We start from the raw sequence: 23974 nt of genomic DNA, 5'->3' as shown, positions 1-23974 counted from the left end.
GGGCCCGCGGGGGAAGGCGCGCCCCACCGTAGATGAAGCTTTCCTTCAGGTCGTGCCGGCGGCAGGTATACTCGCCGTATGCCCCCCAGTTCACGTGCGGAGCCCGAGCTCCTGGAGGTCCTTCAGCCGCTGCTGCAGGCAGCCGGTCTGACGGCCGGCCTGCCAGCCACCACGAACGGCGACGCGCTCCGGGCAGCGGTGCAGAGTGCGCAGGCGACGCTGCTCGCGGCGCGGCGCGAACGGGACGAGCGGCGCGCCGTGTGGAATCACAGCACGCAGTTTCAGGCGCTGCTGGCGGCAGACGGCACGCTGCTCGACCTGAATGCGCGGACCCTGCGCGCGGCGCGGCAGCCGGCCGCCCTGCTGCTGGGACGGCCCGCGTGGGAGGCCCCCTGGTGGCCGTCCGGCAGCCCGGAGGCGAGTCAGGTGCGGGACGCGGCGCTGCGCGCGGGGTCCGGCGAGGCCACCCGACTCGACGTGCGGGCCGCCGCGGCGGACGGACGGCTGGTGAACCTGGACCTGAGTTTCACGCCGGTGCGCGCCGCTCCACGCGCGGCGTGGCGGGTCCTGGTCGAGGGCCGGGAGGCGAGCGGCGACGCGACCGCCCTGCATGAAGTCCACCTGGCGCGCGTGGCGCTCGAATCGCTGCTGGAGAACGTTCAGGACGGCATCGTCGCCTGCGACAGCGCGGGGCAGCTGACGGTCTTCAACCGCATGAGCCGCGAGATGCACGGGCTGGGCAGCGCACCGATCCCGCCGGCCGAATGGAGCCGCCATTACGACCTGTACGACACGGACGGCGTGACCCCGCTCGCGCAGGAACGCATTCCGCTGTTCCGGGCGTTGCAGGGCGAGCAGGTGCGGGACGTGGAGATGGTGATCGCGCCGCGCGGCCTGCCGCGCCGGACGGTGCGCGCCTCGGGCGGGCCGCTGGTCGGGCCGGACGGCGAGGCGCTGGGCGCCGTGGTCGCCATGCACGACGTGACCGCGCAGAAGCACGCCGAGAGTCGCCTGCGGCACGACGCGCTGCACGACCGCCTGACGGGCCTGCCGAACCGGGCGCTGCTGGGCAGCCTGCTGGACAAGACCATGCAGCGTTTCGAGCGGGATCCGGGGCACCCGTACGCGGTGATGTTCCTGGACCTGGACGACTTCAAGAACGTGAACGACGCGTACGGGCACCTGACCGGGGACCGGCTGCTGCTGGAGGCGGCCGCGCGCCTGAAAGACGCCGTGCGGCGCACCGACACGGTCGCCCGCATGGGCGGCGACGAGTTCGCGGTGCTGCTCGACGCGCCCTGCGACGAGGTGAATGCCCGCCGGGTGGCCGAGAGGCTTCAGCGGTCGATGCTGCGGCCCTTCCGCCTGCAGGGGCAGGACGTGCGGGTCACCACGTCCATCGGTCTGGCGGTCGCGTCCCGCGAGTACACCCGCCTGGAGGAGCCGCTGCGGGACGCGGACACGGCCATGTACGCCGCCAAACGCGGTGGCCGCAACCGGACGGTGCTGTTCGAGCCGCACATGCGTGAGCAGGCGCTCGCGCGGGTGGATACCGAGCGGCAGTTGCGCGGGGCGCTGCGCGAGGGGCAGTTCGAACTGCACTACCAGCCGGTCATGCACCTGGCGTCCGGGCGCTGCGTGGGCTTCGAGGCGCTCGTGCGCTGGCAGCACCCGCAGCGGGGCCTGCTCGCGCCGGGCGCGTTCCTGGACGTCGCGGAACGCAGCGGCCTGATCGTGCCGCTGGGCGCCTGGGTGGTGCAGGAGGCCGCAAGGCAGCTGCGCGGGTGGCAGGCGGAGGCGGACCTCGCGGGGCTGTTCGTGTCCGTGAACCTCAGCGGTCAGCAGTTGCAGGTGCCGGCCGGGACGCCGGACGACCTGCTGACCATGACCTTCCCGGAGGGTCTGCACCTGGAGATCACCGAGACGAGTCTGGCCGACACGCCCGAGGCGCTGCGGGCCATGCGGGCGCTGCACCGCCGGGGCGTGCCGCTGATGCTGGACGATTTCGGCACGGGGTTCGCGTCCCTGTCGGCCGCGCAGCGCTTCCCGGTGGGCACCCTGAAGGTGGACCGGAGTTTCGTCTCTCCCCTGCCCGGCGACGCCCGGCAGACGGCGATCGTGGCGAGCGTGGTGACGCTCGCGCGGCACATGCAGCTGAACGTGGTGGCCGAGGGCATCGAGACGGCGGCGCAGGCGCAGGCCGTGACGGAACTGGGCTGCGGGTTCGGGCAGGGGTTCCTGTTCAGCCGGCCGCTGCCGCCGGTCGCTGCGGCCGCCTTCGCACGCGCTCATCCGCTCGGCACGCACCGCCCGTTCGGGGGTAACGGCACCTGAGGCAGCGCCGCGGGCAGCGGTATGACAGAGTGATGAGGACTCCGTCTGTCTTGTGGGCAACCCGGTAGAGCGCCCGGTTGCGGTCGTCGACACCCGGAACCCGCCTCTCCCGCTGTGATCCGCCGCCACTCCCCGATGCCACCGCCCCGTCAGCGGGCCGAAGTCAGGGTGCGCTGCGGGCCGGCCCGGAACGGGAGGGGCATCACCGCCTGCCTGTCCGCTGTGGCCCCGCCACGTCTCCCATCCGAACGGAGTTGCGCGCCTTGTTCCTGTCCCTGCTTCAGAGTCTGTTCGTGAACTTCAGCGTGCTGGTCACGCTGTCCTTCGTGATGAGCCTGACGTACCGCTCCTGGCCCCCGCCGCGCCACTGGCACCTCAAGGCGCTGCGACTGGCCCTCACGGTCGTGACCGCCATGGCGCTGGTCATGCTGGGCGCCCTGGACCCCAGCGGCCTGCACGTGAGCCTGTGGCTGGTCCCGCCGGCCGTGATGATCCTGCGTTACGGCGTCGGCAGCGGGCTGCTCGCGGGACTGCCGGCGGCGCTGCTGCCGCTGATCCTGCCGGCCAGCGGACCACTGGGCGCCGAGGCGGCCGCCGCGCTGGCGCTGGTGAATCTGCTGCTGGTCAGCGGCCTGGCCCACCTGTTCCGCTGGACGCTGAACATGAACGACCCGCACGGGTCGCTGCAACGGCACGCCTGGATCGCGGCGCTGATCTTCCTGCCGACCAACCTCGGCCTGGTGCTGTTGCCGGGCGGACTGGACGCCCTGCAACGCACGTACCTGCCCGGCTGGGCGTTCAGCGTGCTGGGCTTCTGGGCCGTGGCGAGCATGATCACGGGACGGGTGGCGCTGCTGCAGAGCACCGACACCTACCGCGAGCAGGCGCACCGGGACGCGCTGTCGGGCCTGCCGAACCGGCGGCAGTTCGAGCTGGACCTGCCGTTCACCGCGCCGGGCGACGCGCTGCTGCTGATCGACGTGGATCACTTCAAGCTGGTGAACGACCGTCACGGGCACCCGGCGGGTGATCAGGTCCTCGCGCGGATCGGGCGGCTGCTGTCCGACGCGCTGCGCGGCCGGGACCGCGCGTACCGCTACGGCGGCGAGGAGTTCGCCGTGATTCTGCGCCGGGTGCAGCCGGGCCGCATCGAGGAGATCGCGCACCGCCTGCGTGAACTGGTCGCCGCCACCGACTTCGGCGAGCCGCTGGGTCAGGTGACGGTGTCGGTCGGCGGCGCGCCGTTCGGGCTGTGGTCCCGCACGCGAACCCTGTGGGATGCCGACGAGGCGCTGTACCGCGTCAAGCACGGCGGGCGTAACGGGGTGCAGATCTTCACGTTCGATCCGTCCCGCCCGCAGCGGGCTGACGGGCCACCGGGCGGGGGCCTCGACCCGACCCCCTCCTGATCAGGGTGCAGACGTGCGGGCTCCGCAGGCTGCCGGGCACCCGCGCCCCGTGGCACTCAAAACCGCCGGGCCGGCCGGCTGCGCTCCGCTGGCCCCCTGCCCGGCGCCGGGGGGAGCCCCCGGAACATGAATGCCGCCGGCACACAACTCATGAAGCGGCGTGAAGATCAGCACAAGATGAGACGGACTCCCGGTCAGTCCATGTCTTCTGCCTGTGCTGTCTGCAGGTCCGGACGGGCCCTCTGCCCGCCCCGCGGTTCCCTCTCACCCGGACGCCACACCGGTTCCCCCTGAAGGAAGGCCTCACCTCTGAAACGCGCCGAATGCCGAAACCTGCGAGCCTGCCCGACCGCCACCGGGGTCAGGACTCGACGCCCGCCGGGGGCGCGGGGACACGCATGACTCAGGGGGGGCGGCGACGCTGGTGGTGGACGGGCCCGGACGGGCCCGGCGAGTCGCTGCGGGTGCAGGTCCTGATCCTGCTGGGTGTGCTGGCCCTGCCGACGCTGCTGGCCCTGCTGGTGGTCATTCCGGCGCTGATGGACACCCGCTTCCGTCAGATCGAGCGGGAGCAGGTCGCGCAGTACTCCCAGATTGCCCGTGAGGACCTGATCACCGAGGAGGAACGCGTCAGTCTGTTCACGCTGAACTTCAGTCAGTGGACGTCCACGTTCGACTTCTCGGTCGGACGCAATCCGGGGTTCGAGGCGGACGCGTTCGGCATGAGCACCTTCATGGGAGGCCGGGTCGATTACGCCGGGGTGACGGCGCCGGACGGGCGGATCGTCACGGCGCTGCGCCGCGACGGTTCACAGGTCCTCCCTGCCGGGCCGACGGTCCGCGCGCTGCTGGCACAACTGCCGTCCCCGCTGCCGGGCGAGGGCGCGCAGGGCATCGTGCTGGTGGGGGCGCGGCCGTACCTGATGGCAGCCCGTCCCATCACCCGTGACGACGGAAGCGGGCGCGGCGGCGTGATGCTGTTCGCGCGCATGCTGTCCCAGACGGCGCTGGGGCAGCTGATGCACTCGTCGGGCACGTTCACCGCGCAACTCGCGCAGCTGCCCGCCGAGGGACAGTCCGCCCTGACGTTCCGGCCGCGCGAGGTGATCGGCATCTCCGCGCTGGAGGCGCCGGTCGGCCCGCCGCAACTGGGCCTGCAACTCACCATTCCCCGGGCCGTTCATCTGGCCGGGCAGGACACGCTGTGGCAGCTGCGGGGAGTGATCCTGCTGGTGACCCTGACGGCGCTGCTGGCGTTCATGCTGTTCCTGAACCGCCGGGTACTGCGGGTCCTGACGCGGTACGTCGCGGACACGCAGCGCATCGCCCGGGACCCCACGCACCGTCTGGAATCGTCGAACCGCACGGAACTCGGCGTCCTGGCCCGGACCATCAACGACCTGCTCGATCACCTGCAGGGCCGGGAGGCGCAGCTGCGGGAACGGGTCCTGCGGGACGAACTGACCGGCGCGTACTCCCGCGCGGGCCTCGCGGAACTGCTGCAGGAGGACACCTCGGTCCGCAGCGCCCTGCTGATCGAGGTGCCCAGACTGCAGGAACTCAGCGGACTGTACGGCAACGCCTTCGTGGACCGTCTGATCCGGGAACTCGCGGACCGTCTCGGGAATGACGATCAGCACGTGGTCGGGCGGATCAGTTCGAGCGGTCTGGCACTCATCACCCGCGCGCCCGCACAGATCGACCCGGCGCAGATGCTCACGCGGCTGGAAGAACCGTTCGCGCTGCGTGAGGGCGAGGTGACCCTGAAGCTGGTGGCCGGGTACTCGGAGTCCATCTACCCGGTGCCGTTCTCGGCGCTGCTGCGGCAGGCGAGTCTGGCCCTGCAGCACGCCATCGACCAGCGCGAACACCTGGGTGTCTTCGACGAGCGGATGCTGCGGCGCAGCCAGTACGGGCACACCCTGGAAACGCAGTTGCAGGGCGCCGCGCAGCGGCAGGAACTGTCCCTGATGTACCAGCCGATCAGCGACGTGGACACCGGCCGCTGGGTGGCGGTCGAGGCGCTGCTGCGCTGGCAGCACCCGCTGCTGGGGGCCGTGCCGCCCGGCACGTTCATCCCGGTCGCGGAGCGCAGCGGTCAGATCTATCAGCTGGGCGACTGGGCGCTGCAGACGGCGCTGCGTGAAACGGAGGCGGCCCGCGCCCTGTGGCCCGAAGCGCACGTGAACGTGAACGTCAGCCCGGTGCAGTTGCTGATGCCGGACTACGCCGAGCGGGTCCTGCAGACCCTCACGGACCTGCAGGTGAGCGCGCACCTCCTGACCGTGGAAGTCACGGAAAGTACCGTCATGCAGGACGTGGACCTCGCCTGCCGGCACCTGCGGAAACTGCGGGAGGCCGGCGTGCGGGTCGCCCTGGACGATTTCGGGAGCGGGCACTCCAGCCTGTCGCTCCTGACGGACCTGCCGCTCGACATCGTGAAACTCGACCGGTCGTTCCTGCGGGAAGGCGCGCAGGAAACCGCGCGGGGCGCGCTGCTGCGCAACACCATCCGCCTCGCGCGGGACCTTCAGCTGTCCACGGTGGCCGAAGGCGTCGAGGACGCCGGGATGCTCAGATTACTGCGCGACCTGGGCTGCGACTACGCCCAGGGGTACCACATCTCCCGCCCGGACCACCTCGAAGACCTGCTCTCGCTGCGCCGCTGACCGGCCACGCGTCCGGGTTCCGGACGTTCAGCGGACCGTCCGGAACCTTCCTCTCTGCTCCCCGCTCTGCTACGCGGCTCGGCGGGTCCGTCCGGTTCAGTCCAGCGCGCCCTGCCCGGTCAGGTGACGGCCCACGATCAGGGTGTGGATGTCGTGCGTGCCCTCGTAGGTGTCCACCGTTTCGAGGTTCAGCATGTGCCGGATGACCGGGTACTCGGTGGTGATGCCGTTCCCGCCGTGCAGTTCACGCGCCAGCCGCGCGCCCTGCAACGCCACGCGGACGTTGTTACGTTTGGCGTAACTGACCTGCGCGAAGTTCATGCGGCCCGCGTCCTTCAGGGTGCCGAGCCTCCAGGCGAGCAGCGTCCCGAGGCTGTGGTCGGTCGCCATGCGCACCAGTTTGTCCTGCACGAGCTGGCGCGCCGCGATGGGACGCCCGAAGGTCGTGCGGCTCCCGGTGTAGTCCAGGGTGGCCTGCAACACGGCCTCCAGCGCGCCCATCGCGCCCCACGCGATCCCGAACCGCGCCGAGGTCAGGCACGACAGCGGGCTTTTCAGGCCGGCGCTGCCCGGCAGCAGGTTCGAGGCCGGAATGCGGCAGGCCTGCAGCACGATCTCGCCGGTCACGCTGGCGCGCAGGCTCATCTTGCGGTGAATGGGCGGCGCACTGAAGCCCGGCGTGTCGGTCGGCACGATGAACCCCCGCACCACGCCCCCGTCGTCCTTGGCCCACACGACCGCCACGTCCGCCTCGGGGCTGTTGGTGATCCACATCTTGTTCCCGTTCAGGACGTAATGGTCACCGTCGAGCCGCGCGCGGGTGCGCATGGCGCCGGGATCGCTGCCGCCGTCCGGTTCGGTCAGGCCGAAGCAGCCGATCAGCTCACCGGACGCGAGGCCCGGCAGCCAGCGGCGGCGCTGCTCGTCACTGCCGAACGCGTGAATGGGAAACATGACGAGGCTGCCCTGCACGCTCGCGGCGCTGCGCAGCCCGCTGTCCACCCGTTCCAGTTCGTACATCATCGCGCCGTACGCGCTGTACGACGCGCCCGCCCCGCCGAATTCCTCCGGCACGGTCGGCCCCAGCAGGCCCATCTCACCGAAGCGGCGCATGACCGAACGCACCGGCAGGGAACCGTCGTCCCACCAGGCGGCGACCTCCGGCAGCAACTCCGCGTCGCAGAACCCGCGCACACTCTCGCGAATCAGTCGTTCTTCAGGGGACAGCAGCTCATGCACAGCGAATTCATCGAACATACGTACCTCAGACGAGACGCCGCGCCATCCTGCCCCGCGCCGCCCGTTTCACCAGCAGAAGTTGAGGCCCACAGTCTACGACGCCCGCTCCGGAAAACGGCCGCGCACAGCCCTGGATGGGATCTTGCGCTCTCCGGGGAACTCCTGGTGTGATACGGATTCCGTTTGTTTCGCCGACAATCCGGAACTTCACCGGATTGCCGACTCCACGTCCGGAACCCGTTTTGCTCCCACTCGCTTCGCTCGGATTGAATGGGCTGCAAAGCCCATTCAATCGGAGTCCGTATGCGACAGTGTCCGCATGTCCTTGCCGCGTCACGTCACGCCCGCCGCCCTGCTGCGCCGCCTGGACGGCATTGCCGCCTCTCTGGAAGGCCAGCCCGGCACGCTGCTGCTCCTGGGGCTGGGGTCCGTGGGCGCGGATCTGCGCCGCCTGGACGATCATTCCGATCTGGATTTCTTTGTCGTGGTCGAACCGGCGTGGAAGGCCGCGTACGTGCAGGGGGTGCACTGGCTGGAGCAGGCCGCTCCGCTCGCCTTTCACTTCCAGAACACGCCGGACGGCCGCAAGGCCCTGTTCGAGGACGGCATCCTGGCCGAGTACGCCGTGTTCACGCCCGACGAACTCGGTGCCGCGACGTACGCGGCCGGCCGGGTCGTGTGGGCGCGCGCCGGGCAGTCTCCGCTCCCCCTGCGTGAGCCTCCGGTGCCGGCGCCCGCCTCACTGGACTGGCAGGTGAACGAGGCCCTGACGAACCTCCTGGTGGGCCTGCACCGGGAAGCGCGGGGCGAAACACTCAGCGCCCTGCGGTTCGTGCAGGGGTACGCGGTCGACCGCGTGCTGAACATTGCCGCCCTGCTGTCCGGGCCGGAGTCCGACCAGCGGGATCCGTTCGCGCCCGAGCGCCGCGCGGAGGTGCGGTTCCCGGCGCTGGCGCCGGAGTTCGCGGCCATGATGCCCGGGTACGGACACACGCGGGCGGCGGCGCGCGCCATCCTGAACTGGCTGCGGACCCATGTGGCCGTCCCGGCCGGACTGGCGCGGGAACTCGACCGGTTGCTGGCCGGTCCGGAAGGGGAAGACATTCCGGCCCGCCCCTGATACGGGTTCCGCCGCTGATACCGCTGCCGCCCGGATCGGCGTCCGGGGCCGGATGCAGGGCGGGGTCCGGACACTCTATGCTCAGGCGGATGCAGGCGAGGCGACACTGATGGGCGGGCGGTTGGTTCGACGGGTCTGGCTACCGGCGGTCAGGGTGGGCGCGTGACGCCCCTGCCGCCGCCGCTGGGCCGCTGGGCGCTGGGCACGCCGCTGGACCCGGCCGGGCGGTGGTCGTGGCGTCGGCCGCCCCCCGCGTGGTTGACGCTGCTGGCCGACGGTGGGCGGGGCGTGCCGCAGCGCGCTGCGATCCTGCATGACCTCGGGTGGGCGGCGCTGCTCAGCGGGGAGGTCGCGGCAGCGGCGCAGCAGTTCGAGGAGGGCATGGGGCTGGTGCGCGCGCAACGATCGGCACGGCCGTGGCGGGGGGCGCTGCTGGTGGGTCTGGCGACCGTGGACCGAGTGCAGGGGGCGTTCGAGGCGTCCCTGAGCCGCGCGCGGGAAGCGCTGGGTGGGCAGGTGGACGCGGGGGTGGCGTTCGGGGCGCACCTGACGCTGGCGACCACGACGCGCGTGATGGGGGATCCGCTGGTGTCGGTCCGGCATCATTACGCGGCGCTGCGGTACGCGCCGTCAGCGGAGGCGGCGGCGGACGTGCAGGCGCTGCTGGATCTGGTGCATCCGGGGTCGGGGCGGCCGGACGAGGCGCGGCTGTCGCCGGGCGTGCAGCTCCGGCTGGCGCTGCAGGACGCCGAGTCGGTGCTGCGTTCGGGCCTGCCGGTGGAGCTGCTGCCGGACGTGTCGGGGTTTGGGTTCGAGGTGCTGGACGAGTCCCGCAGCGTGCCGCATGTGCGCGCGGCGCTGGGCTGGCCGGAACCGCCGGCCGCGCCGGATGAGGCGCGGCTGGTCACGCGCGGGCGGCTGGGCGTGCAGCGCGGGCTGACGTTCGTGCCGATGCGCGGCGAGGGCCGGAGTCTGGCGCTGCTGGCGTACCTGATCGAGCGGGGCGGCGCGCCGTGGCCGCGGGTGGCGGACGCGGTGCTGGGCGAGGGCACCGAGAAGGCGCTGTACGGGCAGGTGCGGTATCACGTGTCGCGCCTGCGGAGCCTGCTGGGGGATTCGGAGGCGGTGCGCCTGCGGGGCGGGCGGCTGTCGCTGGGGCCGCAGTGGGTGTGGTCGACGGACCTGCGGGGCGGTCAGGGCCCGTGCCTGCTGGACGGCCCGCTGGACTGGCTGGAGGCCGGGGAGGATTGATCAGCGGCCGAGCTGCGTGACCCACTCGCCGTAGAGGTCCGTGAACGGGTCGGGACCGGGGAGGTTCAGGTCGGTGCTGACCACCCAGTCGGGGTTGAGGGTGACGGTGCGCCGCCGGGTGCGGGTCAGGGTGTCGGTGCCGATCAGGTCGTGCAGGTCGTTCAGGGCGGCGCGGATGCGGTTGGGGCCGCGCGGGTCGCCGGCGGGCAGGTCGAGCAGCGCCCCGGCGAGCGTGTCGAGCGTGGCGGGGCCCTCGTGGTGGAGGTACGCGACGGCGGCGAGGGCCAGGGGCCGCACGCCGGGGAGTGGTCGGCCGCACAGGCGGGCGGTGGGCGCCCCGCGCGCGGTGACGTGCAGGGCGGCCGGTTGCCGCGCCGCAGGGGCCGGGAGCGGCAGGCCGGCGGCCCGTCCGAGGTCGTACAGGTCGGTGAGGGCGGGGGCCTCGTCGAGCAGGACGTAGGGTTCGTTCGCGTCGGTGGCCGCCTGGAGGACCGTCAGGGCCTCGTCGGGCTGACCGGCTTGCAGGTGCGCCTGCGCGAGGTGCAGGCGGGCACGCCAGGCGTCGTAGGGCGCGGTGAGCGGTGCGAGGCGCCGCAGGGTGTCCCGGGCCGCCCCGCCTTCCGGGCCTCGGAGGTCGATCAGGGCAAGGTACAGGGCCTCGGTGTCGCGGGCGGCGCCGTCCCCGGCGAGGTTCAGGGCGCGCTGCTGGGCGTCCCTGGCGGCGTCGGTCTGTCCGTCGAGGCGCAGGGTGGTGGCCAGCACGTTCCAGGCGTACACGCCGGCGCGGTCGTCCCCGGCCAGTCGGGTGGCCTGCCGGGCGCGTCCGAGCGCGAGGTCGAACTGGCCGCACGCGCGGGCGTGCAGGGCGAGGGCGCAGCGGAAGAGGTGGCCGCGCCAGCGCAGGCTCTCCTGCCGGGCGCCGCGCGTCAGGGCGTGGCCTTCTTGCAGCGCGTCGAGGGCGTGGTCGAGGTGCCCGCGGCGCAGGTACGTCCAGCCGAGGTTGTAGAGGGTCGCGGCGCGCTCCTCGGGGTCGGTGGCGTGGGCGAGCGCCTGATGGTAGAGCCGGAAGCCTTCCTCGAAGCGCTGGTCGCGCATCAGCATGACGGCCCAGTCGATGTAGACGACACTCCGCTGGAGCGGGCGTTCCGTCTCGGCGATGTGGGCGGCCTGTTCGATGTCGGCGTATGCCTCGTCCACGCGGCCCAGGTGGTGCAGGGCGTAGGCCCGCTGCCGGGCGTGATGCAGGGCGTCCACGACCGGCCGGGCGTCCAGGAGGTCCAGGGCCGCCTGGTACTGCCCGGCGATGGACAGCGCGTACGCGTCGAGATACTGCTGAAAGTCACTCATGCCCGCAGCATCATGCCGCTTCCGGGGGCAGGCCGGGCGCGCACAGTCCAGTGCCCCCGGATGGGTGGTGACCGGCAGCCGTGACGGCGTCACCGGGTGTCGTCGCGGCCATGGGCCTGGGCGGTCAGGGTGAATGCCCGGACGGATCCGGTGTCTGGTCGTCGGCCGGGCCTACCGTCTGACTGGACTTGCAATAATTCCCAAATTTCAGGTGCCTCTCCGTACCTTCAGGTGGTGAGGCCCGCATGATCCACTCCAGCTCTCCCCCACCCACCACCACCGAAATCACCGTCACCGCGCCAGACCGCCCCGCCGCCCTCCACTCCCTCCTGCAGACCGGCCTTCACGCCCTCGCGCAGCGGACCGCGCCAGACGACCCCACCCTGACCACCCGCATTCCCGCCCACCTGCTCCAGGTCACCCGCGTCCTCCACGACAACGCCGGCCCGGACGGTCACACGATCCGCGCGCACGTCGCACTGCCCTACGGCGTCCTCGAACGGGCCGCCCTGCACCACCGACCCGACCTCCTGAGCAGACCGCTCCACCTCACCGGTACGCCCGGCGCCGCCCATCACGCGCTCCGGCACGCCCTGACCGACGTCGGCTTCACCGTCACGCCCACCCATCGCCCCGGTACGACGGCCCTTCACGGTGAGGCGTTCGTCCAGGCGCGCGCCACGGTCACCGACACCACCTGCGTCGCGGCCGCGCAGGTTCACTTCACGCTGGACGGTCAGCCGTCCGTGACCGGCAACGCCACCGGCAGCGGACCGACACCGCACCTGGCCGCCCACGCAGCCCTGACGCTCGCCGCGAACCTCTGCGCACACCCGCTCATCCTGGCCCTGCTGGAGACCCCATGACCTACCGCCCCCTGACCATCGCGGATCTGCCCGCCGTCCCGGACGGCACCCTCGTCCTCGTCACCGGCACCTACGCGCGCAGCGTCACCGGCGCCACGCTGCGCGACGCACACGCATGCATCGAACTGTCCGGCGAGCCGTTCGACTGGAGCCCCCGGCACGACACCCGCCTGGACGTCTGGGGACAGCTCTGGAACGGCCCCGCGCCGCGCCTGATCGTCCATAACGCCCGGCTGCCCGGCGACGTCCGGCGGCACCCGCTCAGCTCCCCGACCGCGCCCGCCGGCACGACCCTGACCGTCACGGCCCGCGTGCAGCGCGTCGGCGCGGACCTGCTGGCCGTGACCCCGGACCGGCACACGTACCTGCTGCGCGGCCACGACCTGCCCGAGGGCTACCACCGCCTGACCGGCACCCTGATCCGCGAAGCGCCGCCCCTGTTGCAGGTCACCGGCCACCACGACCTGAGCCGCGCCATGCTCCCCCCCACCGAGATCCCCGAGGAGTAGGCGCCCGCAGCTCCTGGCAGGTCAGTCCAGCGGCTGGGCTGGCCGCTGCTGCCGCCTGAGCACCTTGTCGCGGTACATGCGCTGGTCACTGATGCGCAGCAGGTCACCGGCGCTGCCGGAATCGGCCGGGTAGTCCGCCGCGCCGGTACTGAACGGCCGGTCCGGGTACCCGGCCTGCTGGAGGTGCTGCGCCATGGCTGTCAGGCACCGGGTCTGTTCGGCGGCCGTCATGACCGCCTGGCCGATCACGGCGAATTCGTCACCACCGATCCGGTACGCCTGACCGTGACCGGCGAACGCGGCTGTCAGGGCCGCCGCGACGGCGCTCAGCAGGTCGTCACCCGCGCTGTGACCGTGCGTGTCGTTGAGGCGTTTGAGGCCATCGACATCCAGCGACAGCACCGTGAACGGCGTGTTCCCCAGCGGCGCCGCGCGGCCCTCGAGATCCTGCTCGAACGCCCGGCGGTTCCGCAGGTCCGTGAGGCTGTCGGTCAGCGCCATGCGCTCCATCCTCCTGGCACTGCGTTCCGCCTCACGCCTCGCCAGTTCGAGTTCACGGGTGCGTTCCACGAGCAGCTGCTCGAACACGGCCAGCACGTGCGACGCCTCCCCCTCGGCCAGCGGTTCGCTCTGCTGACCGTCGTACAGGTTGAGAAACAGGCTGTCCTCCTGGTGCAGGCTCGCCAGCACGTCGGCCGCCACGGCCACCAGTTCGGGATCGAAATGCCGGCCCGCCTGCGCCTGAATCTCCCGCAGGGCCTCGGCGGTCGTCCAGGCGGCCTTGTAGGGCCGCGCCTGAATCAACGCGTCGAACACGTCCGCGATCGCCACGATCCGGCCGGTCAGCGGAATGTCGTTCCCGGCCAGTCCGTGCGGGTACCCGCTGCCGTCCCAGCGTTCATGGTGAGAGCGGGCGATCTCCTCGGCCATCGTCAGCAGCGCCGACCGGCTGCCGGACAGGATGCGGCTCCCGATCACCGTGTGAGACTGCATCTGCCGGAACTCGTCCGGTGTCAGGCGACCGCGTTTCAGCAGGATCGCGTCGGGAATGGCGATCTTGCCCACGTCATGCAGGCGCGCCGCGACTCCCAGCACACTGGCCTGCGTTTCGGACCAGCCGAGCGCGCGGGCGATGCGGGCCGCCGCCTGCCCGACCCGGCGGGTGTGCTCGCCCGTGGTGTCGTCCCGGTACTCGGCCGCGATGGCCAGCCGCGCGACGACTTCATGCTGCGCGCGCGCCAGTTCCGCCGTGCGTTCCAGCACCTGCTGCTCGGCCGCCTCCCGCGCTTCCTGCTCGACCTCGGAACGCAGTCGGTACAGCCGCGCCTCCTGCTGCGCGCGTTCCACCTCGAACAGCACCGTCAGGTTCCGGATCTGCCGGTCGCGGTCCGTGTCGAAGATGCTCCGCTCGAGGGTCCGCAGCAGATCCGCGTGCTCCAGCGCCAGTTCCAGTCGGCTGGAACGCCGGTACACCTGCACCAGCTGCTCGTGCGCCAGCACCTGCTCCTTGGGTGTTTCGCGGGTGCGGGCCAGTTCCAGCGCCTGCAACAACTGCTGCTCGGCCTGCGCCAGATCCCCGGCCTGCATGAACAGACGTCCCAGCGCAATGCGGGCCTCGATCTCACCCTCTGCGGAACCGACCTCCAGGGCGAGGGCCAGCGCCTGCTGCGCCTCATCGGCGGCGCGGTCGTACTGCCCAAGTTCCTCATGGAGCGTGCACAGTGAACCCAGGACACTGATCTTGATCGTCCGGAAATCATGCTCGTCACTGAGCGTGAATGCACGGGTGAGGTGAGTGACGGCCTCTGCCGGACGCCCGGCAGACAGAAGGAATTCGCCTAGGTTCATGTTGGCAAAGGCGAGTTTGTGGGGGTCACCCAGATGCTCAGCACTCTCACGGGCTTGGTGTGCAACGTCAATGGCGCCCTCGTACTCGCCAGACAGCGACTTAACACGAGCTAAATTTACAAGAACCGCAAATTCCAATGCCAATCTTTCGGGCAAACCTTGAATCTTCTTGTATGCTTCCAGAAGATATCCAACAGAGTCTTCAAATTTCCCAAGGTCAGCGTACAAGCCTCCCATATTTACAAAACACCTTGCCAAATCAGGCACTTCCGAAGAGCTTTTCAAACTCAACAGCAGTCCATGATATATTTTTAAAGATTCGGCAATTTCGCCGCGCTCATATTTGATGCGAGCCATAAGAAAGTCGATCTGGGTTTTTAGTTCCCTCCATGTCGCAGTGGTACTTTCAAGCCCGACGATGATTTCCAGAGCTTGTTCAGCATCGTCAATTCTGCCAGTTTCCAAGAATATCCGTCCCAGAAACAATGCAACTCGCGCAGCACAATCTAGCGCCTGACACGCCATTAGATACTCGATAGATTTCTGCAGGCTTCGAATACCCGTTTCAGAGTCGATACCCGAGATTTGAAGTTGTCCCAACAGATACAGTTTGACGCCCCAGTCCTGGGGTGTCAGGGCCGGGGCGTCCGCCACCTGGGCCAGCAGACTGTCGTCTTCCAGGGTGAACCGGCTGTCCAGATCCCGGAGCAGCGGGCTCACCGTCAGGTGGGTCGGCAGGTGGTCTACCAGTGACATGTCATTGCTGTGTGGTGTCTTTCAGGAATTCCACCAGATCGACGCGGCCCTTGACGCCCAGCATGTCCTTGTAGGCCTCGTTGGCGCCATTGTTGTACACGTCGAAGGCACTTTCGGCCATCTTCTTGGTAAGGTCCTTACCAGAGACCTTCAGCCTCTGCCCGAGTGCCAGGGCAAGACCGCCAGCCATCATCGGCGCGGCCATGGAGGTACCGCTCCAGGCGGCCACCCTGCCGTCAGGGTACGGGGAGTACACGTTCTCACCGGGACCGACGATCTCCAGGCTCCTGGCGTAGTTCGAGAAGCTGGATTTCAGGTCGCTCAGGTCGGTGCTGCCCACGCTCAGCAGGTACTCGCCGAAAGACCCTTTCTTGGTGGCCAGTGCCGCAGGGTAAGAGATGCTGTTCTGGTTGGCGTTCCCGGCGGACGCCACGACGTACACGCCGCGTGAAGTTACCTGACGGATGACGTCTTCCACGATGCTGGAGTTCTCCAGGCTGCCCAGGCTGAGGTTGATGACCTTCGCGCCCTGGTCGGCGGCGTACAGGATGGCCTGCGCCACGCCTGCCACGTCACCGGAACCGTCGGGGCCGAGCACCCGCAGGGGCATGATCTTCGCGGCCGGCGCAACTTGCAGGACGATGCCTGCCACGTTCGTGCCGTGCCCGTAGGCGCCGACGCCAACCTCGCCTTCCTCCTGCGGCAGGTTGTCTGCGCCATAGAAGTCCTTCCAACTACTCGCGTCCGTCAGGGAATCCTGGAAAGCCGGGTGGGTCAGGTCGATCCCCGAATCGATGACGGCCACCGTGACACCTGCGCCCAGTTTGGGGGCCATGCTGTGGGCCTGCTCCAGACCGATCTTCTGCCACAGCGGTGCATTTTCAGGAATGGCATGCTCACCGCTGGAGCTCCACGGTGTCTGGGAATCTCCAAAAATGTAAGCGCGGCTCCCCCCCATCACGGCTGTGATCGCACCGCCACCGCTGAACACGTCGCGGTTGGCCTCGACAGTGCTGGCGCTCTGGGCACCCAGGCTCGCGGCGGGACGCTCGGCCAGTCCGACCAGGGCGGTGCAGCTGCCGGTGCAGTCGGTCGGCCAGGAGAGGATGGTGCCTCCCAGACGCTGCGCCACGGAGGCGGGGGTATCGGTGGCGGTGACCTGAACGGCGCTGACGAAGGCGGGACGCGCGGCCTGCGTGACCGGGGTGACGGGGTTGCTGGAGCAGGCGGCGAGGAGGGAGGCGGTCAGGAGTGCGGTGGGGATGAGTGGCTTCATGGGGTTGTTCCTTTGAGTGGTGCGTGAGGGGAGAGGAAAAACTGAGCCTACGATCCCCTCAGTGATCTCATAAAATGAAGATCAGATCAACCCTCTGTGCATGAAGAAATGCGCGTGAGACATGTTAAATTTTATACAGCGAGATTCGCTGCCTGTGAGGGTTCGGTGTGCAGGGAGATAATTGATCGCCCTGAGCGCTGTTTTTCAGGAATGGGTTGTCGGGTCAGCACGGTGTAGCGCCGCTGGCGGGACACGCTGGTGGTTGCAACCTCGGCCTCATCCCCCCCATCAGGGGGAGTCGTCCCGCAGGCGCATGGGCCGATGCGTGCCGGGCCACGGCGCATGACGGTCGCATCCGGGGCTCGCGGCTTCCGGGTCAGGAGTGGCAGGCGCGGATGCGGTCACGGGCCACGGTGGGCAGGGCGCCCAGGCCCGGCCGCGCGAAGTAGTAGCCCTGCATGAGCGTGACCCCGAGCTGCAGCAGAGTGCGGGCTTCCTGCACGGTTTCGATGCCCTCGGCGATGACGTGCAGGCTGGACTGCCGGGCGTAGCGCACCATGTCCCGGATGCGCAGGGCGGTCCCCGCGTCCTGCGGCGCGGCCTGGACGAGGTGACGGTCGAGTTTCACCACGTCGGGCCGCAGGGCCATCAGCAGGGCGGGGGTGGCGTGACCGGCGCCGTAGTCGTCGAGTGCCGTCAGGAAACCGTGGGCGCGGTAGGTGTCGATGATGGCCCGGACATGCGGCGGGTCCGGCACCTGCTCGTGCTCGACGACCTCGAACATCAGGCGGTGGAGTGGGAAGGCGCTGTCGCGGGCGGCGTGCAGGGTCGGCTGGAGGCACGCGCGGGGTTCGTACACCGCGCCGGGCAGGAAGTTGATGGACAGCTGGCCCCTCAGGTGGAGCCGCGCGGCCGTGCGGATGGCCAGGGTCCGGCAGGCCTGGTCGAGGGCGTACTCCTGGCCGGGCACGATCTGCCGGAAGACCCAGGCGGCGTCCTGTCCCTGCGGGCCGCGCACGAGGGCCTCGTACCCGAGGGTCCGGCCGGTGTGCACGTTGACGATCGGCTGGAAGGCCATGGTCAGCTCCGGCAGGGCCGCCGGGAAGGACCGGCAGGGGCAGCGGTGGTGGGGCGGCGCCGGGTTCGCCTGGGGCATGCGTCCATGCTACGCCCGTGGGGGGTATGGGCGGGCGGAGCTTCCCTCGCCGGGACCGAGCGATCATGATGGGGGCATGCTGTTGTTCCTGTTCCGGTGGCCGCGCCGGTCTGCGGTTCCACCGGTGCGTCGCTCCGGCGGGTGTGGACGTTCCTGTCATGGCCGGGCGCCGTGACGGGTGACGCGCCGCCGGTGGTGGCGGGTGCGTTGCTGCTGGACGCGGCGGGGCGGGTGATCGGCCGTTCCGGACCGGACAGCGGGTGGGTGCCGGGCGTGGGGCCGGGACCGGTAACCCTGGGTGAGCGGTTCGAGCCGCTGAATCCGCTGTCCGCAGCGGCGGCGCAGGCACTGTCGGCGGGGCTGGCGCGGGTGCTGTCCGGTCAGGTTCCCTCGTACCGGCAGGTGTGGCAGGAGCCGGGCTGGGCGGGGTCGGTGCAGGTGGACCGCTGGGAGGGTCTCCCGGGCGCGCTGGTGTCCTGGGTGGATGGCGGGGCGGGAGAGCCGCTGCGGGCGCTGTTCGATCATTTCGAGCAGGCGGTGCTGCTGATCGACCGGGAGTGGCGGCTGACGTACCTGAACCCGGCGGCGCAGCGGTACGTGCGGCCGGAAGTGACGACCCGGCCGCTCGGTTCGGTGCTCTGGGAAGTCTTCCCGCGCCTCCTGGCGGCGGGTGTGGAAGGTGACCTGCGGCGGGCCATGGCGGACGGTCGGCCGTTCCGGCGGGACGTTCACCTGGCGGCGGTGGACCAGTGGTTCGAGGTGAGTGTTCACGCGCACCGGGAGGGGCTGCAGGTGTCGTTCGTGGATGTGACGGCGCGGCGCTGGGCGCAGCAGGGGCAGCAGGCGCACACGGAGGTGCTGGAGGCCGCGCTGCGGGGCGTGCCGCTCGGCGAACTGCTGGACACGGTCGCCCGGAACCTGGAGGCCGCCTGTCCGGGGTACCTGAGTCTGGTGATGCTGGTGGACGCGGCGGACGGCCGGTTGCGGGCGGCGGCGGCGCCGGGACTGCCCGCGTCGGTCTGGCCGTCGCTGGACGTGCCGGTGAGGGTGGGCGAGGGGGCGTGTGGAACGGCGGCGGCCCTGAACCGGCAGGTGGTGCTGACGGACATGTTCAACGATCCGTCGTGCGCGGTGTACCGGGACCTCGTGGTGGGGCATGACCTGCGGGCGGTGGTGTCGTGGCCGCTGCATGACCGGGCGGGGCGGGTGACGGGAACGCTGGCGTTGTTCGCCCGGCAGCCGGGGGCGTTTCCGACGCTGGTGCTGGAGACGCTGGAGCGCACGCGGCACGCGGCGGCGATGGTCGTGAGTCACGCGCGGGCGCTGGAGACGCTGGCGCATCAGGCGACGCTGGACGTCGTGACGGGCGCCGCGAACCGCGTGCGGCTGGAGCAGGTGCTGGCCGGGCGGCTGCAGTCGGGGCCGTTCCCGCTGGGGGTGCTAGCGGTGAATACCGGGAATCTCGAGGCGATCAGTGAGCAGCTGGGTCACGACGCGGGCGACCTGCTGCTCGGGGAGACGGCGCGGCGACTCGCGGCGCGGTGCGGAGCGCAGGAACTGCTGGCGAAACTGTCGGCCGGGCAGTTCATCGTGGTGCTGCCCGGCGTGGGCCGCGAGGAGGCGCGCGCGCGGGCGCAGGTGCTGGCGGACGCGGTGCGGGCTCCGCTGACCGTGAAGGGGCGGCGGTTGTCGCTGAGTCCGAAGGTGGGTCTGCATGTGGTCGGGGGGGCCGGGGAGCCGCTGAGTGCCGCGCAGTGCGTGCAGTACGCGGATCTGGCGCTGCGGTCGCTGCGGCCGGGCGGGCCGGACGTGGCGGTGTTCGAGCCGGGCCTGCTGGAGTCGTCCCGGCAGCGGTTCGAGATCGCGACGGCGCTGCGGGACGCGCTGACCGAGGGGCAACTGAGCCTGCACTACCAGCCGAAGGTGCGGCTGGATTCGGGCGAGCTGTCCGGCGTGGAGGCGCTGCTGCGCTGGCGGCACCCGGAGCTGGGGAACGTGCGGCCGGACGTGTTCATTCCGGTCGCGGAGGACACGGGGCTGATCACGCGCATCGGCGCGTGGGTACTGCGCGAGGCGTGCCGGCAGGCGGCGACGTGGCGGGCGGCGGCGTACCCGTCGTTGCAGGTCGCGGTGAACGTCTCGGCGGTGCAGTTCGCGCAGGCGGACTTCGTGGGCGTGGTCGGCGCGGCGCTGCGGGAAGCGGGCCTGCCGCCCGCCGCGCTGGAACTGGAAGTGACGGAGAGCGTGGTCATGCAGGGCACGGACCGGGTGCTGGGGCAGTTGCGGGCGCTGCGGGATCTGGGCGTGTCGGTGTCCATCGACGATTTCGGAACGGGGTACTCCAGCCTGAGTTACCTGCCGTCCCTGCCGGTCAGCGCCCTGAAGATCGACCGGGCGTTCGTGACGCCCGCCCGGCCGGGCAGCGGCGCGGCGGCGGTGCTGGAGGCGATCACGGCCGTCGCGCAGCAGCTGGGCCTGGAAACGGTCGCGGAGGGCGTGGAGACGGCCGAGCAGTACCAGCTGGTGCGCTCGCTGGGCTGCCAGTACGCGCAGGGGTACCTGTTCGGGCGGCCCCGCCCGGCGCATGAGGGCCTGGGCCTGAGTTTCACGCCGCCGGGCGGGGTGGGCGCGGCGCGGGCCGTGCCGGGCGCGGCGTACCAGCGGGTGCTCGAGCAGTTGCTGCCCTGCCAGAGTCAGGAGGATTTCCGCTCGCGGCTGGCGGGGTCGGTCGGGGCGCTGCGCACGGAACTGGTGCAGGTGGACCCGCACGATCCGCTGGGCGTGACGTGGCAGGGCGGGCCGGAGCACGAGGGGTTCGGGGCGTTCCGGGCGTTTCAGGCGAACGTGGCGCACATCGCCAGTACGGTCGTGAACCTCGATCAGCACCGGCATCTGTACCGGCTGGCGGGGCAGGTGACCGGCGCGGGACAAAGAGGCGAGCCGCTGTCCAGCGTGGCACTGGCGTTCTGTCAGCTGTTTCACGCGCGCGGCCTGATGGGGCTGCGGGTCCGCCGTGGGCAGCTGGTGCGGGAACGGGCCTGGGACGCGGGCACGCCAGCCGAACGGACCTTCAGCGCCGGGGACCTGCGGCGCGTGCGGGCCGGTGAGGTGCTGATCGAACCGGACGGGGCGCTCGTGCCGGTCGCCGGGAAGTTCACGGCGCGGGTGGCGCTGTGGCTGTCGCTGCCGGGCGCCGCCTGGAACGCCAGCGAACTGGGGCTGCTGCGGCAGGCGTCGTTCCTGCTGGGCGCGGAGTACGAGCGGGTGCAGGCCGAGCGGTACCGGCAGGCGGTGCTGGACGTGCACCGGGAGTTGCTGAGCTGCCCGGTCGAGGAAGCGTACCGGCTGCTGCTGACCAAGGCGATCGAGTTGACACCCGGCGCGGAGAGCGGTTCGTTCCTGGTACGCGTGGACGGGCAGTTCCGGTACGCGGCGTCGGCCGGGTACGCCGAGCAGGAACTGCGGGACGTGCGGTTCGACGTGGCGGCCGTGCGGGACGCGTGGTACGGGCGGGGCGTGGACGCCTGGAACGCGGGTCTGCCCCGCGTGGTGCGCGAAGGCGTGCTCACGGCGCAGGGCAGCGGGTACTTCCGTGGGGAGCAGTGGACGCCGGAAACCCTGCCGAGCCTGCAGGGCATCACGGCGAACATCGGGGCGCCCATTCTGTACGCCGGGGAGGTGTACGGGTTCCTGAACATCGACAGCGCCTCGGACGCGGACGCCTTCGCGGAGGACTCGCTGGAGGTGGTGCGGGCGTTCGCGGCGCAGGCGGCGCTGCTGCTGCACGAGGCGAACCTGCGCGAGCAGATTCACCTCGCGGCCCGCACGGACCTGCTGACGGGCCTCCCGAACCGGCGCGCGTTCACGGAGACGCTCGAGCGGGAGGTGTCGCGCGCGCGCCGGCACGGGGAGCCGCTGTCGCTGATCGTGGCGGACATCCGGCGGTTCAAGAGCGTGAACGATCAGCTGGGTCACCCGGCGGGCGATGAGGCGCTGACGCTGGTCGCGCGGGTCGTGCGGGCGACGGTGCGTACCGAGGACACGGTGTTCCGCTGGGGCGGTGACGAGTTCGCGCTGCTGCTGCCCCGCACGGACGCCGCGGCGGCCGTCCTGGTGCGGGAGCGGCTGCGGGCGGCGTTGCGGGCGGCGCCGTTCACGCTGGGGCCGCTGGAACTGAACATGGGCATCGCGACCCTGGCCGGCGGGCAGGGCAGCGGCGAGCAGCTGCTGCACGAGGCGGACGCCGCGATGTACCGGGAGAAGCGCGGCGCGTAGGCCTGTGCTCGCAGGCGGCCGGGCCGCGAGCCGGTTTCTCTGGGTTGCGTAAACGTCACGGTCGGTCCGGCCGTATCCACGACCTTTCGACGTGGCGTAATCTGGAATTCTATGCCTGTGCGTCGGTCCCTGGAACGGCAGCTTCTGCTGGGGTTCACCCTGCCGGTGCTGGCCATTATCACTGTGACGGTCCTGAGCCTGACCGCGTTTTACGAGTACCGCCGTCACGCCCAGACGGTCACGCACACGCGGGACGTGATCAATCAGGTCCGGACGCTGCAGATTCTGGAACGGCAGTGGCTGGTCGCGCCGACGGACGACCGGCGCGAGGCGTTCGACCGCGCCTGGGCCGAGACGTTCGCGCTGGTGCGGGACGATCCGGCGCAGCGGCGGCGGTTGCAGGCGTGGCGTGACGACCTGCGGCGCTCCGAGGGTGAGGCCCTGAGCGTGCGTCTGCAGCGGACGCTGCCGGTCGCGCAGGAGATGGTGGACGTGGAGAATACGCTGCTGGCGCGGCGGCGGGCGGTCACGCAGGAGCGGGTCGACGCGGCGCAGTGGGCGGTGCTGATCGGCCTGCCGCTCACGGCGGCGCTCGGGGCGGGCCTGGGCATCCTAATGCTGCGGCGCGTGCGGTCCCTGACGACGCCGCTGCTGCTCGCCACGGAACGCGTGCAGGCCGGTGATCTGAACGTCCGCGTGCCTGTGACCGGGCAGGACGAACTCAGCGTGATCGCCCGGCATTTCAACGACATGACCGCGTCGCTGCAACGGACCGTGCAGGAACAGCGGGCGCTGCAACGGACGCTGGAAGCGCGGGTGGACAGCCTCGTGGAGGCCAGCACCACCGAGTTGCAGGTCCTGAGTCAGCTGGGTCTGTTCATGCAGGCCTGCGAGACGCAGGGCGAGGCGGCCGAGGTGATCGCGCGGGTCGCGCCGGCCCTGTTCCCGCTGGGGGGCAGCGTGTCGCTGCTGGCCGAGTCCCGCAACATGCTCGAGCGGTTCGCGGCGTGGGGGGACGCGCCGGGAGGCGGGACGTGGCTGCCCGAGGAGTGCTGGTCGTCCCGTCTGGGCACCGATCACGCGGCCGGGCCGGGCCTGAACGCGCCGCGCTGCCGGCATGACCGGAGCGGGCTCGGCACGCTGTGCCTGACCCTGAACGCCCAGGGGGAGACGCTGGGCGTGGTGACGCTGCACTTCCCGGACGGACCGGCCGCCGCGCAGGCGCAGGCGCTGGCGCGGCGCTTCACGGACCGGCTGGCGCTGTCGCTGGCCAACCTGCGCCTCAAGGAGACGCTGCGCCACCAGAGTGTCCGTGATCCCCTGACGGGCCTGTACAACCGCCGGTACTTCGAGGAGACCGGCGGGCGGGAACTGGCCCGCGCGCACCGGCAGGGCTGGCCGCTGAGCCTGCTGATGCTGGACGTGGATCACTTCAAGCAGTTCAACGACGTGCACGGGCACGCGGTGGGGGACATGGTCCTGCGGCGGCTGGGGCACGTCCTGGGCCGGCAGTTCCGGGAGGAGGACGTCGTGTGCCGGTACGGCGGCGAGGAATTCATGGTGATGCTCCCGAACTGCTCGCCGCAGGCGGCGCTGGAACGGGCCGAGGCGCTGCGGACCGCGACCGAGGCGCTGGTGCTGGCCGCGCCGGACAGCAGCGGCCTGACCGTGACCGTGTCGGTGGGCGTGACCACCACGACCGGCGACCGCAGCGACCTGGGTGTCCTGGTGCGGCAGGCGGATCAGGCGCTGTACCGCGCCAAGGCGCAGGGCCGTAACCGGGTCGCGACCTACCGCGCGGAGTGACGGCGGCTACGGAGTGACGGCAGCTTCGGCACCGGGGTTGGGGCGGCCGTCCCTCTCCGGCACACCTGACCTGACCCGACGAGTCATACTTCAGATCATCATACTCTAGACTA

The 23974-nt window shown here is 70.8% G+C and carries 14 protein-coding genes; 9 read left to right on the top strand and 5 right to left on the bottom strand.

The annotated features are described in order from the left end of the window. Positions 1 to 78: 78 nt before the first annotated feature. From BXU09_RS14875 to BXU09_RS14865, 3 genes are all read left to right on the top strand, one after another. Entirely contained in the window at positions 79 to 2334 is a 2256-nt protein-coding gene (locus BXU09_RS14875) for an EAL domain-containing protein (protein WP_078305135.1), read from the top strand. Positions 2335 to 2597: 263 nt separating this feature from the next. Continuing rightward, a complete protein-coding gene (locus BXU09_RS14870; RefSeq protein ID WP_078305134.1) occupies positions 2598 to 3743 on the top strand; it encodes a GGDEF domain-containing protein in 1146 nt (381 codons plus the stop codon). Between the two features lie 323 nt (positions 3744 to 4066). Continuing rightward, complete coding sequence (locus tag BXU09_RS14865) at positions 4067 to 6412, top strand: EAL domain-containing protein (protein ID WP_078305133.1); 2346 nt, start codon at positions 4067 to 4069, stop codon at positions 6410 to 6412. Between the two features lie 96 nt (positions 6413 to 6508). Here BXU09_RS14865 and BXU09_RS14860 read toward each other — a convergent pair whose 3' ends face one another. Further along, positions 6509 to 7669 carry an acyl-CoA dehydrogenase family protein gene (locus tag BXU09_RS14860; protein WP_078305132.1) on the bottom strand — a complete coding sequence of 387 codons (1161 nt, stop codon included), beginning with the start codon at positions 7667 to 7669 and terminating at the stop codon, positions 6509 to 6511. A gap of 301 nt (positions 7670 to 7970) precedes the next feature. On the opposite strand from BXU09_RS14860, the gene BXU09_RS14855 reads away from it, so the two are divergent. Next, positions 7971 to 8771, top strand: coding sequence for a hypothetical protein (locus BXU09_RS14855; protein ID WP_078305131.1), 801 nt, complete (start codon positions 7971 to 7973; stop codon positions 8769 to 8771). A gap of 162 nt (positions 8772 to 8933) precedes the next feature. Then, entirely contained in the window at positions 8934 to 10022 is a 1089-nt protein-coding gene (locus BXU09_RS14850; RefSeq protein ID WP_078305130.1) for a hypothetical protein, read from the top strand. Here the strand turns inward: BXU09_RS14850 and BXU09_RS14845 are convergent, their stop codons facing one another. Beyond that, positions 10023 to 11369 (bottom strand): tetratricopeptide repeat protein, encoded by a 1347-nt coding sequence (locus BXU09_RS14845; RefSeq protein WP_078305129.1) that lies wholly within the window; start codon positions 11367 to 11369, stop codon positions 10023 to 10025. 245 nt (positions 11370 to 11614) lie between these two features. Here BXU09_RS14845 and BXU09_RS14840 point away from each other — a divergent pair, with 245 nt between their 5' ends. Both BXU09_RS14840 and BXU09_RS14835 read left to right on the top strand, forming a co-directional pair. Further along, a complete protein-coding gene (locus BXU09_RS14840) occupies positions 11615 to 12235 on the top strand; it encodes a hypothetical protein (protein ID WP_078305128.1) in 621 nt (206 codons plus the stop codon). Then, positions 12232 to 12744, top strand: coding sequence for a hypothetical protein (locus BXU09_RS14835; RefSeq protein WP_078305127.1), 513 nt, complete (start codon positions 12232 to 12234; stop codon positions 12742 to 12744). Before BXU09_RS14840 ends, BXU09_RS14835 begins: the two co-directional genes overlap by 4 nt. Positions 12745 to 12765: 21 nt before the next feature. Here the strand turns inward: BXU09_RS14835 and BXU09_RS14830 are convergent, their stop codons facing one another. From BXU09_RS14830 to BXU09_RS14820, 3 genes are all read right to left on the bottom strand, one after another. After that, on the bottom strand, positions 12766 to 14829 hold the full coding sequence (locus tag BXU09_RS14830; RefSeq protein WP_240501434.1) for an HD domain-containing phosphohydrolase: 2064 nt from the start codon (positions 14827 to 14829) through the stop codon (positions 12766 to 12768). A gap of 520 nt (positions 14830 to 15349) precedes the next feature. Continuing rightward, a complete protein-coding gene (locus BXU09_RS14825) occupies positions 15350 to 16624 on the bottom strand; it encodes a S8 family serine peptidase (protein ID WP_078305125.1) in 1275 nt (424 codons plus the stop codon). Positions 16625 to 17000: 376 nt separating this feature from the next. Next, on the bottom strand, positions 17001 to 17780 hold the full coding sequence (locus BXU09_RS14820) for an EAL domain-containing protein (protein WP_078305124.1): 780 nt from the start codon (positions 17778 to 17780) through the stop codon (positions 17001 to 17003). Positions 17781 to 17951: 171 nt separating this feature from the next. Between BXU09_RS14820 and BXU09_RS14815 the strand changes: the two genes are divergently transcribed. Continuing rightward, positions 17952 to 22055: an EAL domain-containing protein gene (locus BXU09_RS14815; protein ID WP_144012261.1), complete on the top strand. Its 4104-nt coding sequence runs from the start codon at positions 17952 to 17954 to the stop codon at positions 22053 to 22055. A 111-nt stretch (positions 22056 to 22166) separates the two neighbouring features. Beyond that, entirely contained in the window at positions 22167 to 23861 is a 1695-nt protein-coding gene (locus BXU09_RS14810; protein ID WP_078305122.1) for a diguanylate cyclase, read from the top strand. Positions 23862 to 23974 lie beyond the last annotated feature (113 nt).

The organism is Deinococcus sp. LM3 (assembly GCF_002017875.1).
GTDB lineage: Bacteria > Deinococcota > Deinococci > Deinococcales > Deinococcaceae > Deinococcus.
The sequence above is the reverse complement of the archived record's forward strand: the minus strand, read 5'-3'. Positions and strand labels throughout refer to the sequence as shown.

Bases quoted from the DNA above. Each gene is read 5' to 3' on its own strand.
- BXU09_RS14875 (WP_078305135.1), top strand. From the start codon at position 79: ATGCCCCCCAGTTCACGTGCGGAGCCCGAGCTCCTGGAGGTCCTTCAG.
- BXU09_RS14865 (WP_078305133.1), top strand. From the start codon at position 4,067: ATGCCGAAACCTGCGAGCCTGCCCGACCGCCACCGGGGTCAGGACTCG.
- BXU09_RS14860 (WP_078305132.1), bottom strand. From the start codon at position 7,669: ATGTTCGATGAATTCGCTGTGCATGAGCTGCTGTCCCCTGAAGAACGA.
- BXU09_RS14855 (WP_078305131.1), top strand. From the start codon at position 7,971: ATGTCCTTGCCGCGTCACGTCACGCCCGCCGCCCTGCTGCGCCGCCTG.
- BXU09_RS14845 (WP_078305129.1), bottom strand. From the start codon at position 11,369: ATGAGTGACTTTCAGCAGTATCTCGACGCGTACGCGCTGTCCATCGCC.
- BXU09_RS14840 (WP_078305128.1), top strand. From the start codon at position 11,615: ATGATCCACTCCAGCTCTCCCCCACCCACCACCACCGAAATCACCGTC.
- BXU09_RS14835 (WP_078305127.1), top strand. From the start codon at position 12,232: ATGACCTACCGCCCCCTGACCATCGCGGATCTGCCCGCCGTCCCGGAC.
- BXU09_RS14830 (WP_240501434.1), bottom strand. From the start codon at position 14,829: ATGGGAGGCTTGTACGCTGACCTTGGGAAATTTGAAGACTCTGTTGGA.
- BXU09_RS14825 (WP_078305125.1), bottom strand. From the start codon at position 16,624: ATGAAGCCACTCATCCCCACCGCACTCCTGACCGCCTCCCTCCTCGCC.
- BXU09_RS14820 (WP_078305124.1), bottom strand. From the start codon at position 17,780: ATGCCCCAGGCGAACCCGGCGCCGCCCCACCACCGCTGCCCCTGCCGG.
- BXU09_RS14810 (WP_078305122.1), top strand. From the start codon at position 22,167: ATGCCTGTGCGTCGGTCCCTGGAACGGCAGCTTCTGCTGGGGTTCACC.